The sequence below is a fragment of the Vibrio ponticus genome (assembly GCF_009938225.1).
In the GTDB taxonomy this organism is placed as follows: domain Bacteria; phylum Pseudomonadota; class Gammaproteobacteria; order Enterobacterales; family Vibrionaceae; genus Vibrio; species Vibrio ponticus.
The window spans coordinates 2316454-2328641 of record NZ_AP019657.1 but is presented as its reverse complement, the minus strand read 5'-3'; the positions used below and the strand labels follow the sequence as shown (position 1 = coordinate 2328641).

The 12188-nt window shown below is 44.7% G+C and carries 8 protein-coding genes; 5 read left to right on the top strand and 3 right to left on the bottom strand.

Translation table 11 applies throughout. The features are described from left to right. Window positions 1–44 precede the first annotated feature (44 nt). Window positions 45–1634: a peptide chain release factor 3 gene (prfC, locus tag GZN30_RS10325; protein ID WP_075651419.1), complete on the top strand. Its 1590-nt coding sequence runs from the start codon at window positions 45–47 to the stop codon at window positions 1632–1634. A gap of 461 nt (window positions 1635–2095) precedes the next feature. On the opposite strand, the gene srmB is transcribed toward prfC, so the two are convergent. Continuing rightward, on the bottom strand, window positions 2096–3331 hold the full coding sequence (srmB, locus tag GZN30_RS10320) for an ATP-dependent RNA helicase SrmB (protein ID WP_075651421.1): 1236 nt from the start codon (window positions 3329–3331) through the stop codon (window positions 2096–2098). Window positions 3332–3466: 135 nt separating this feature from the next. Then, window positions 3467–4186 carry a tRNA1(Val) (adenine(37)-N6)-methyltransferase gene (locus tag GZN30_RS10315; RefSeq protein ID WP_075651423.1) on the bottom strand — a complete coding sequence of 240 codons (720 nt, stop codon included), beginning with the start codon at window positions 4184–4186 and terminating at the stop codon, window positions 3467–3469. Window positions 4187–4493: 307 nt separating this feature from the next. Between GZN30_RS10315 and brnQ the strand changes: the two genes are divergently transcribed. The 4 genes from brnQ to vpsR all read left to right on the top strand — a co-directional run bounded on the left by brnQ (window position 4494) and on the right by vpsR (window position 10311). After that, window positions 4494–5807, top strand: a complete 1314-nt coding sequence (gene brnQ / locus GZN30_RS10310) for a branched-chain amino acid transport system II carrier protein (RefSeq protein ID WP_075651425.1) — start codon at window positions 4494–4496, stop codon at window positions 5805–5807. A 173-nt stretch (window positions 5808–5980) separates the two neighbouring features. Continuing rightward, window positions 5981–7079, top strand: a protein-coding gene (gene prfB, locus GZN30_RS10305) for a peptide chain release factor 2 (RefSeq protein WP_123783482.1) whose coding sequence is annotated in 2 segments (ribosomal slippage) — window positions 5981–6055 and window positions 6057–7079 — 1098 coding nt in all. Because the reading frame shifts where the segments join, the coding sequence is not laid out codon by codon here. A 33-nt stretch (window positions 7080–7112) separates the two neighbouring features. After that, window positions 7113–8645 carry a lysine--tRNA ligase gene (gene lysS, locus GZN30_RS10300; protein ID WP_075651429.1) on the top strand — a complete coding sequence of 511 codons (1533 nt, stop codon included), beginning with the start codon at window positions 7113–7115 and terminating at the stop codon, window positions 8643–8645. A gap of 331 nt (window positions 8646–8976) precedes the next feature. Further along, window positions 8977–10311, top strand: coding sequence for a cyclic-di-GMP-binding transcriptional regulator VpsR (gene vpsR / locus GZN30_RS10295; protein WP_075651431.1), 1335 nt, complete (start codon window positions 8977–8979; stop codon window positions 10309–10311). A 102-nt stretch (window positions 10312–10413) separates the two neighbouring features. Here the strand turns inward: vpsR and GZN30_RS10290 are convergent, their stop codons facing one another. After that, complete coding sequence (locus tag GZN30_RS10290) at window positions 10414–12174, bottom strand: diflavin oxidoreductase (protein WP_075651433.1); 1761 nt, start codon at window positions 12172–12174, stop codon at window positions 10414–10416. Window positions 12175–12188: the final 14 nt, after the last annotated feature.

Here is a 12188-nt window from a genome sequence, read left to right as displayed (position 1 = left end):
TTAGAGTTTAAACAAGCATCCAGACAGAAAAGAAGACCAGTTTCATGTCAACGACACCATTTATTGGCGAAGTTTCTAAACGTAGAACGTTCGCAATTATCTCGCACCCGGATGCGGGTAAAACCACCATTACCGAAAAAGTTCTGTTATTCGGAAACGCGATCCAGAAAGCGGGTACAGTTAAAGGTCGTGGCTCTAACCAGCACGCGAAATCTGACTGGATGGAGATGGAAAAAGAACGTGGTATCTCGGTTACTACGTCTGTGATGCAGTTTCCATACAATAACTGCCTAGTTAACCTGCTCGATACACCGGGACACGAAGACTTCTCGGAAGATACTTACCGTACTCTAACCGCAGTAGACTCATGTCTAATGGTTATCGATGCGGCGAAAGGTGTCGAGGATCGTACTCGTAAACTGATGGAAGTTACTCGCCTACGTGACACGCCTATCGTTACGTTTATGAACAAACTTGACCGTGACGTTCGTGATCCAATGGAAGTATTGGATGAGGTAGAAAACGAACTTGGTATGATGTGTGCGCCAATCACATGGCCAATCGGCTGTGGTAAAGAATTTAAAGGCGTATACCACATCCACCGTGATGAAACGATTCTGTATGAATCAGGCCACGGTCACGAGATCCAAGAAGTACGTATCGTTAAAGGTCTTGATAACCCAGAACTTGATGAAAAAGTGGGTGCGGATCTAGCAGCAAGTGTACGTGAAGAACTTGAGCTAGTAATGGGCGCATGTCCTGAGTTCGATCTAGAGATGTTCTTAACTGGTGAACTAACGCCAGTTTACTTCGGTACCGCACTAGGTAACTTTGGTGTTGACCATATGCTAGACGGTCTGACTGAGTGGGCGCCAATGCCAAAAACTCGTCAAGCGGTTGAGCGTGATGTTGAAGCGACTGAAGACAAGTTCACTGGCTTCGTATTTAAGATCCAAGCGAACATGGATCCAAAACACCGTGACCGTATCGCATTTATGCGTATCGTATCGGGTACTTACACGCAAGGCATGAAGATGAACCACGTTCGTCTTGGTAAGCAAGTGAGTATCTCTGATGCAGTAACCTTTATGGCGGGTGATCGTTCTCGTGCAGAGCACGCGTACGCAGGCGACATTATCGGTCTACACAACCATGGCACGATTCAAATTGGTGATACTTTCACGCAAGGTGAAGCACTGAAGTTCTCAGGTATTCCAAACTTTGCACCAGAGCTGTTCCGTCGTATTCGCCTAAGAGATCCTCTAAAGCAGAAGCAACTACTAAAAGGTCTAGTACAGCTTTCTGAAGAGGGTGCAGTACAGGTATTCCGTCCGCTGCAAAACAACGACCTTATCGTTGGTGCGGTCGGTGTTCTACAGTTCGACGTAGTTGTGGCTCGCTTGAAGTCAGAATACAACGTAGAAGCCATCTACGAAGGTGTAAACGTGGCAACGGCTCGTTGGGTTGAGTGTGGCGACGGTAAGAAACTGGATGAGTTCCAACGCAAGAACCAAGCAAACCTAGCGCTAGATGGTGGTGATAACCTAACGTACATCGCGCCAACGATGGTGAACTTGAACCTAGCGCAAGAGCGTCATCCTGATGTTCAGTTCCGCGCGACTCGCGAACACTAATATTCTTCGTATTTGGTGTGATAACTGCGTTGACTGCGTTAATTCACACCAATCACATAGTTGACTATGCTCATGGCGATGAATGAACTTGTCGCCTTGTTCTAACACCAACTACTTTGAATATTGCTGGATACAAAAATACCGTCCTTGGGGCGGTATTTTTTTTGCGAACGCATCGCGCTAGCGATGCTTATGGATGCGGGAACGCATTGTTTGACAATGCTACGGAGCTGAGAAAAAATTCCGTATTCCGTATTCCGTATTCCGTATTCCGTATTCCGTATTCCGTATTCCGTATTCCGTATTCCGTATTCCGTATTCCGTATTCCGTATTCCGTATTCCGTATTCCGTATTCCGTATTCCGTATTCCGTATTCCGTAAAAAGGCTGATGTTTTCACATCAGCCTCTCTATTATCTCAAAGCGTAGCGCTCTCAATTCTTAAAGCGCAGCGTTCTCAATTACTTCTTCTTCGAAGTTTTCTTTTTCACTTTCGCTTTAGTTGCCGACTTTTTCTTGTCGTCTTTTTTCTTTTTCTTAAACACAGGTTTTTTGTGTGTTGGACGCATTTCTTTGATAAAGCGCTCTTTGATGTCTTCTTTCACGTAGCGTGCTACGCGGTCTAACATTTGTTGGTCATGCGCTTCAACAATTGAAATTGCGTTACCTTTTTTACCTGCGCGAGCGGTACGACCGATACGGTGTAGGTAAACATCTGCGCTACGAGGCATATCGTAGTTAATAACGTGGCTGACGTCTGGTAAGTCGATACCACGCGCAGCAACGTCAGTGGCAAGTAGTACGTTTACTGTGCCATCGCGGAAACGTGCAATTGCGTTGTTACGGCGATCTTGTGGCATTTCACCTTGAATCCATGCACAAGGGATTTGTGCTTTTTCAAGCTCAGTGCGCAGTTCAGCAAGACGTTCACGAGTTTTTAAGAATACGATCGAGCGCTCTGCTTGCTCAGTAATAATTTTCTTCAATAGTGCCAGTTTGTGCTCAGCATTGTCAGCACGGTGGTACCACTGAGTGATCTTTTTACGTTCGCTGCGAGATGGTTCAGCATCAATTTCTGCCGGATCTTTCAGTAGATCTGCGGTAAAGCCTTCAACCCCTTTACCCTCAAGCGTTGCTGAGAATAGTAGGGTTTGTTTACGCCAGCGACACTCTTGAGATAGGCGGTCTACAGTAGGACCAAAGCCCATATCTAGCATACGGTCTGCTTCATCTAGGATCAGCCATTCGATCGCGCGGCAGTCAAAACGTTCCGCTTGAATGTACTCCATTAGACGACCTGGAGTTGCCACCACGATGTCTTGTGTTGTTGCAAGAATATCGGCGTGTTCTTGGTACTGCACACCACCTGTGATAGTGAAAATGTTCAGCTTAGTGTTTTTCGCTAACGCACGCGCTTGGTCAGCAACTTGCATCGCAAGTTCGCGAGTTGGCGTCAAGATCAGTACGCGCGCAGGTCCTGGCTTACGGCGAGGGAAATCTTGAAGGTATTGTAATGCTGGCAGTACAAATGCCGCTGTTTTACCCGTACCAGTTGGCGCAGAAGCTAGGATATCTCTGCCGTCAAGAGCTTGAGGGATCGCTTGAGCTTGTACTTGAGTTGGGCGTTTGAAACCCATTTCTTCGATAGCACTAAGCAGGTTTGGATCTAAATCGAGTTCTGCAAAATTTTTGATCACAGTGAGTTCTCCGCAAGCCTTTCGGCGAGATTAACAATAGATGAGAGGCAGACAAAATACTTAGTCCCAGCGGACTAAGTCAAAAATTAGACCGCATAGTATAGTTGTATTGGTGATTAGGATCACACCTTATTTCTACATCTTTAAATAAAAGTCTTTAGTTAGGGCAATAAAGTCGTCGCTATAGTCCGACTGTTCACGAATTGTTAGCTGTTGTGATTCGCCTTGGCATACTTGCAAACTGAGTTCAATTAGCAGGCGGTTTTCGGTTTTGTTCTTTGTTGGTTTGACTCGGCAAAGACGTGAAAGCGACCAACCTTGTTGTTGAGCAAGCTGAACAAATGCTTCCCCTTCGACCACTGGCAGAATAAAACTTGCCCGCCCTTGTGCTGAAAGTAGAGCTTTACAACGAGAGAGTAATGACAAGTGGCTTAGACTATCGGTATGGCGAGCGGTAGCACGCTGCTGGGTTTGCGACTGTTCACCACTATTGAAGTAGGGTGGATTGCAGATAATCACGTCAAATGGGGTTGGATAAGTGACGGCATTGATGTCACCTAATTCGACATGAATGCGTTCAGCCCAAGGTGAGTTTGCGACGTTAAGCTGTGCCGTTACAGCTGCGCTTTCTTCAATATCGACTGCCCAAATGGTTGCTTTCTTTTGGCGTTGGGCACACATCAGAGCCAGTAAGCCAGTACCCGTGCCGATATCCAAAATAGTTGAAGCATTACTTACGTTACACCATGCGCCTAACAACACGCCGTCGGTACTGACTGGCATGCCACATTCACCACCTTCGATGGTGAACTGCTTGAAGCTAAATCCTTTGGTTTTATGAATTTTTTTGTTCATTAAATATCCGGTTAAACTTTATAAATACAGAGGTTTTTACTGTTGTATATAAATTGTATAAAACATTGCTCTATATATAGATGGTATTGTTAATAATTTTATTGAATCAATGTTCTGTTTTTTGTTTTAAAACTGGTGTTATCAACTGGTTTTGAACTGTCTGGATAAATTTATATGGTGTTTTTCGCTTTGCTGTTGCGAATAGTTGAGTATTTGGTCATTATTCGGTTCTAAATTAAATAGTCCAGAGAGTGATCTAGCTCATCTGAACAGACACAACATCAATCATCAGTACAAGGGTAATTCTGTGAAGCAGTCGTTAAAATTAACAGATATCACAGCGTTAGGCTTCATGCTTTTCGCCTTCTTCTTGGGTGCAGGTAATATCATATTCCCACCGCTAGCTGGTCAGCTTGCGGGTGAGAACGTGCTACCAGCTATGTTTGGTTTCTTATTAACAGCAGTAGGTCTTCCTCTTGTTACCATTATTGCTATTGCTGTTGCTGGTGGCTCTTGGGAAAAGCTAACCAAAGATTTGCCAGTAAAAGCGGCAACCATTATGGCCGTTCTAATTTTCATCATTATCGGTCCTGCATTTGCTGCCCCTCGTACTGGTCTCGTTGCTTATGAGATGGCCGTGAAGCCATTCTTTGCTCATGCCGAACAGATTCACTTAACGATCTTTTCAATTGCCTTCTTTGCCATCGCGATGTTCTTCGCATGGTCACAAGGTAAATTGATCGACATTATCGGTAAGGTACTAACGCCAGTACTCTTTATTGGTCTGATCGTGCTTGCTGGTGCGGTGTTCTTCTTCCCTCAAGGTGATATTGTTGCTGCGCAAGGTGAATACCTAACGCACCCGCTACAAAAAGGTTTCCTTGAAGGTTACAACACCATGGACACGTTTGGTTCATTGATGTTTGGTGTACTGATTGTTGACGCACTACGTGGTAAAGGCATCACTGAACATAAGCCAACAACTAAATATCTGATTTGTGCAGGTCTGATTGCTGCAGTAGGTTTAACATTTGTTTATGTATCACTATTCTATCTAGGTGCAACCAGCTCAACGATTGCTGTGGGTGCTGACAACGGTGGTGTGATCCTAAGCCAGTATGTACAAGCGCTGTTTGGCTCTTACGGTCAAATCGTATTGACTATCATTGTACTACTAGCGTGTTTGACTACGGCGATCGGTCTGATCTCAGCATGTTCTGATTACTTTAGCTCACTGACTAAACTTTCTTACAAACAGTGGGTAGTGATTAACGGTGCTGCATGTGCGTTTGTTGCTAACGTGGGTCTAGCTCAGCTAATCGCGCTGTCTGTTCCAGTGTTATTTGCTCTATACCCGGTTGCTATCGCTCTAGTGGTACTGACGTTCCTACGTAATAAACTACCAAACCCACGCATCGCTTATCGTGCGGTTATCTCGGTATCATTGGTATTTGCTTTAATTGATGCTGCGAAAGTTGCGGGTGTTGATGTGTCAGCGTTTAACTTCCTACCACTATTTGAGGTAGGCATGGGTTGGTTACTACCAACAGTTGCGGCAACCGTTGGCGCATTCTTCATTGGTAAATCTAGTCAGCCAACGTTAGTGGAAGATGCAGCTTAAGCTAAGTGCAAACTAAGCTAAGTTTCTGATAACAATCCCTCGTTATGCATAGCATGGCGGGGGATTTTTTCTATATATGGGTTCTATGTTTGAGCCAAAAAAATTCCTGTATCTCCGTCACACTTTTCAGTACAATTCTGCGGTTAAATTCTACTCATAAATATTGAGCAAGCATGTTTGAAATCAATCCAATTAAAAACCGTCTACAGGATGTGTCTCAGCGCACAACAATCCTGAGGGGGTATCTTTGACTACGACGCTAAGCAAGAGCGTCTAGAAGAAGTAAACGCAGAACTTGAACAACCAGATGTATGGAACGAACCTGAACGTGCACAAGCGTTAGGTAAAGAACGTGCATCACTTGAAGCGGTTGTTGAGACTATCGATCAACTAGAGCAAGGTGTGGAAGACGTAGAAGGTCTTTTAGAGCTTGCAGTTGAAGAAGAAGATCAAGAAACGTTTGACGAAATCGAACCAGAGTTAGCGGAGCTAGAAGACAAGCTGGCTAAGCTTGAATTCCGCCGTATGTTCTCAGGTGATCACGATGCGTCTGATTGCTACATCGACTTGCAAGCAGGTTCGGGTGGTACAGAAGCGCAAGACTGGACCAATATGCTACTTCGTATGTACCTACGTTGGGCTGAAGCGAAAGGCTTCAAGACCGAGGTTATCGAGGTATCTGAGGGTGAAGTTGCCGGTCTTAAAGGCGCAACAGTGAAGATCTCTGGTGAGTATGCTTATGGTTGGTTACGTACAGAAACCGGTGTTCACCGTTTAGTACGTAAATCACCGTTTGACTCAAGTGGTCGTCGTCATACGTCGTTCTCATCTGCGTTTGTTTACCCAGAAATTGATGACAATATTGCAATCGATATTAACCCTGCCGATCTACGTATCGACGTATACCGCGCTTCTGGTGCCGGTGGTCAGCACGTAAACACCACAGAATCGGCGGTTCGTATTACGCACGTACCAACTAATACAGTGGTACAGTGTCAGAATGACCGCTCTCAGCATAAGAACAAAGATCAAGCAATGAAGCAGCTACGTGCAAAACTGTTTGAACTAGAAATGCAAAAGCAGAATGCTGAGAAGCAAGCGAATGAAGATGCCAAATCTGACATCGGTTGGGGTAGCCAGATCCGTTCTTACGTTCTGGATGACTCTCGTATCAAAGATCTACGTACTGGCGTTGAGAACCGCAATACCCAAGCGGTACTTGATGGCGACCTAGATAAATTTATTGAAGCTAGCCTTAAATCTGGCCTTTAAGCTTTTCACCGACCAAAACAGGATACATCGAAAATGACTGATGCTGTTCAAAATGAAACCGTACAAGAACCTTCTGCACAAGAAGAGAATAAGCTAATTGCTGAGCGCCGCGCGAAACTGGACGCGATCCGAAAGAGCTGCAAAGCAAATGGTCACCCAAATGACTTCCGTCGTGATGCACTAGCGGGCGACCTGCAACAAGAGTTCGGTGAAAAGTCGAAGGAAGAGTTAGAAGAGCTGAACCACGTAGTGGCAATCGCTGGTCGTGTAATGGCTAAGCGTGGTCCATTCCTGTTGCTACAAGAAACGTCTGGCAACATCCAAGCTTACGCAGACAAAGAAGTACAAAAAGTACTGAAAGATCAATACCACGGTCTTGATATCGGTGACATCATCGGTGTTAAAGGTGCACTGCACAAGTCTGGCAAAGGCGACCTATACGTAAACATGGAAGAGTTTGAACTGCTAACTAAAGCACTTCGTCCACTACCAGAAAAATTCCACGGTCTAACTGACCAAGAGATGCGTTACCGCCAACGTTACGTTGATCTAATCGTGAACGAAGATTCTCGTAACGCGTTTAAGATCCGCTCTAAGCTAGTATCTGCGATTCGTCGTTTTATGGAGTCAAAACGCTTCATGGAAGTAGAAACGCCAATGATGCAAGTGATCCCTGGCGGTGCATCTGCGCGTCCATTCATCACTCACCACAATGCACTGGATCAACAAATGTTCCTACGTATTGCTCCAGAGCTATACCTGAAGCGTCTTGTGGTAGGTGGTTTTGAGCGTGTATTCGAAATCAACCGTAACTTCCGTAACGAAGGTCTATCTCCTCGTCACAACCCAGAATTCACAATGATTGAATTCTACATGGCTTACGCAGACTACAAAGATCTGATGGATCTGACTGAAGAGATGCTAAGCAGTGTGGCTCTAGAGGTTCTAGGCGCAACTTCAATGCCTTACGGCGACCAAATGGTTGAATTCGGTGGTCAATACGCACGTATGACTATGCTTGAAGCTATCAAGCACTACAACCCAGAGCACGAAGTAATCCAAGCGCTAACAGAAGAAGGCGTTCAAGATCGTGACCTAATGGTGTCTATCGCGAAATCTCTAGACATCTACGTAGAGAAATTCTGGACTTGTGGTCAGCTTCTTGAAGAGATCTTTGGTGAAACAGCTGAACCAAAACTGATTCAGCCTACTTTCATCACGGGCTACCCAGCGGATATCTCTCCACTAGCTCGCCGTAGCGATGACAACCCGTTCTTTACTGACCGTTTCGAATTCTTTATCGGTGGTCGTGAAGTGGCGAATGGTTTCTCTGAGCTTAACGATGCAGAAGACCAAGACAACCGCTTTAAAGCACAGGTTGACGCGAAAGACGCTGGTGATGACGAAGCGATGTTCTACGATGCAGACTACATCACTGCACTAGAACACGGTCTACCGCCAACAGCAGGTCAAGGTATTGGTATCGATCGTCTAGCGATGCTATTTACTAACACTCACACTATCCGTGATGTGATCCTATTCCCAGCGATGCGCCCTCAAGCGTAATCCTCAAGTAAATAAACTTGAAATGACTTGCAAAACCACCTTCGGGTGGTTTTTTTTTGTCCGTATTTTTTTGTTAATGAATGTGACATTGGAAAGTTAGCACAATGGTTTAGTGTTTTAGTGAACAATAAGATTAGATATGCATTAAATTTCACTCTTTTTTTAATGCTAATCGCATAAATATTTGTCGTATTTTAGCAATAGTGTCTAATCTTACTTTTGAGACAGATTATCTAAGCCAGCTCTATTAGTGTATGCGCAAATTAATTTTTTGTGCATCCAGTGGAATATATAACTATAAATTTCTACGCAAAATAAAAGGAAAAGCTTAATGGGTAGTCAATTCCGAATGGATTCTGTCCCGGGGTCATTGGTGGTAGTAGGTGGTAGCTACGAGCCATGGCTTTCTGTTCTTGAGCAAGTGGGGTGGCGTTGTACCCAGTGTGCAGATTTACGTAAAGCGAATGCTTTATTTACAGAAACGGGACCATGTATAGGCGTCGTCGATCTTAGTCACGATGAGTTCAGTTTAAATGGTATCGCCAACTTAGTGAGTTCTCACAAGCAAGTACGATGGATTGCGTTCATTCGTGAGCATCAACTGAGTTCTGATACCATTTGCCAGTTCATTGTAAACTTCTGTATCGACTTTTTTACTGCGCCTATTCCAGATGCGCAGCTCCTGAGTTCGATCGGTCACCAACTCGGCATGCTCAAGCTTGAGAAAAAAGTGTGGCCACATTACGGTAGTAATAATGATATGGGTTTGGTCGGTGATTCAATTCCGATGAAACGTCTGCGTGATCAGATTAAACGCATTGGACCAACGGATGTGAGTATCCTGATTTATGGTGAAAGCGGGACAGGGAAGGAGACGGTTGCAAGAGCGGTCCATAAGACTTCTGCTCGTGCGCACAAAGAGTTTATTTCGGTAAACTGTCGAGCGTTATCTGAACGTCGTATCGAAAGCGATTTATTCGGTATCAACCGGGATCAATCCGATGAACCTTGCTTACTAGAGCAAGCCCACGGCGGTACGTTGCTGCTTAACGACATTTTAACTCTACCCAAATCTCAGCAGATTAACTTATTGCGCTTTCTACAAGAAGGGATGGTTGAAACCAAAGATGGCCCTAAAGAAGTGGATGTACGTGTTTTAGCGGCAAACTCGGCAGATATAGAGAAGGCATTGATTGATGGCGACTTTAATGAAGAGCTCTATCACTACATCAATGTACTTCGTATCAATGTACCGAGTTTGAAAGAGCGTGCGGGTGATATTGCTATCTTGGCGCGCCATTTTCTAATGGATTATTCGCGTGAGTACAATGCTCAAGCGCGTAGCTTCACCGAAGAAGCGGTTAGAGCACTGACGCGATATCATTGGCCGGGTAACGTGCGTGAATTGATGAACCAGATTAAACGTGTGGTTCTTATGTCTGATAGCGTGATGTTAGATGAAGATAACCTAGATTTGCCGAAACGCAGTGATGGCAAACGAAGCTTGAAAAGCATCCGTGAACGTAGCGAACGCGATGCGTTGTTATTGGTTTTGGAATCTCATGCTGGGCAAGTCTCTATGGCAGCCAAAGAACTTGGGGTTTCACGTGCGACTATGTACCGATTGCTCAACAAACATAATCTGATTACTGACGGTGCAATCTAAGTTAACACGCTAATTAATCGACTAAAGCCATGGCGAAGACCATGGCTTTTTTGAATGGTGAATTGCGGTGGAAACGCCTACTTTTGGCTCCAGTAAATTGAATCAGTATACATCGCGGACATAGCGTTTCTGTTTTTTCAGTTGGGCAACGTAGTCGCTGGCGCTTTGAACATCCATATTGCCGTGTAAAGCGATGACATCATGTAGGGCTTTATCGACATCTTTTGCCATGTGGTAAGCATCACCACAAACAAAGAAGTAACCGCCACGTTCAAGCCATGCGAATAGCTCGGCACCATTTTCACGCATTTTATCTTGTACGTAGACCTTTTCCGCCTGGTCGCGAGAGAAAGCGAGATCTAATTTGGTTAATACTTCCTTTTGCTGCAAAGCTTCAATCTCTTCTTGATAGATATAGTCACTCGCCGCGTTTCTATCACCAAAAATTAACCAATTATCACCAGGTGCCGCGATAACTTCGCGCTCTTCGAGAAAGGCGCGAAATGGTGCGATGCCAGTGCCAGGACCGACCATTATCATTGGCGCCTTGTCATCCTGAGGAATTGCAAAATTCTTATTGGGAGCAAAATAACAAGGGACTTTTTCACCTTCGTTAATGATATCTGCAAGCCAAGTTGAGCAAGTTCCATGATATTCACGGTCTTGCTTTTGGTAACGTACACTACCAATGGTTAAATGCACTTCGTTTTGATGCTTATTCAAGCTAGAAGAGATAGAGTAAGCGCGAGGTGCGATAGGTTTAAGCAGTGATAATATTTCCGCCAAGGATAAACTGACATTTGGGTAGTAGCGCAAAATATCGAGAATATCTTTACCCCAGAGAAAATCGCTCAGCGGTGTTGTATCGTCATTGGCAATCATCTGTAAGACGTGATGATCACTAGCCGCTTCAGCAACAGCCTTAAGCAACTCTTTTGCTGGGGTGCGAATGTCAAGGTGATGAGTGAAAATTTCACGCAGGCTATGACTTTCACCATTCCAAGACGGACGCTCATCACCGTTATAACCGAGTTGTTGGAGTACATCTTCGACCAAGTCCGGTTGATTTTGTGGGATGACATTGAGCGCATCCCCTGGTTTATAAAACTCACCAGAGCCTTCTAAACAGAGTTCATAGTGCATGATTTCTTTTGAAGAGCTTGCTTTAGTCAATACTCGTTTATGTTTTAGCGTTGCGAGTAAAGGGTTCTTTCGATTGAACTTAGACTTTTGCTTAGCAGGCGAAGAGGCTGTTTGGCTCTGCTCTTCGTCATCATCACCTTGAGCGGCGATGCTTGGTAATGTTGCTACCATCCAATCTTCGGCCAGTTGCTCAAAATCAATGTCACAGTCGATTCGATCGGTGACACGAGTGGCGCCTAACTCTGACAAACGCTCATCCCAAAGTTTACCTGCTAGGCAGAACTCATCGTAACTCGTATCACCTAGTGCGAGTACGGAGAAGAAGGTGCCGATAAGGTTCGGTGCATTGTTACTACTCATAGTTTGCCAGAGTGATTCGGCGTTATCAGGCATTTCACCTTCACCGTAGGTACTGGTGACAATTAGTATGCGTGAGGACTTAACAAAAATCTGTGCGTCGACATCATCCATGTCAAACACTGAGGCTGTCATGCCATACTCTTTGGCTTTCTCTGCGGCTTCGTAGGCGACGCTTTCGGCATTACCTGTTTGGGAACCGTATAGAATGGTTAAGCCTTTTACTTGCGGTTTAGTTTCTGCATGAACCACAGACTCTTGCTTAACCAGCAAGCGTGAGTGTAGGCCTGAAAAGAAGCCAGCCAACCAAGTTTTTTGGTCATCATTAAATGGAATGTCTTGTGGCAAATGAGGTACTTTCATTGTATTTCCTATTA

Coding starts and splice junctions, on each gene's coding strand:
- prfC (WP_075651419.1), top strand. CDS start 45: ATGTCAACGACACCATTTATTGGCGAAGTTTCTAAACGTAGAACGTTC.
- GZN30_RS10315 (WP_075651423.1), bottom strand. CDS start 4,186: ATGAACAAAAAAATTCATAAAACCAAAGGATTTAGCTTCAAGCAGTTC.
- lysS (WP_075651429.1), top strand. CDS start 7,113: ATGACTGATGCTGTTCAAAATGAAACCGTACAAGAACCTTCTGCACAA.
- GZN30_RS10290 (WP_075651433.1), bottom strand. CDS start 12,174: ATGAAAGTACCTCATTTGCCACAAGACATTCCATTTAATGATGACCAA.
- vpsR (WP_075651431.1), top strand. CDS start 8,977: ATGGGTAGTCAATTCCGAATGGATTCTGTCCCGGGGTCATTGGTGGTA.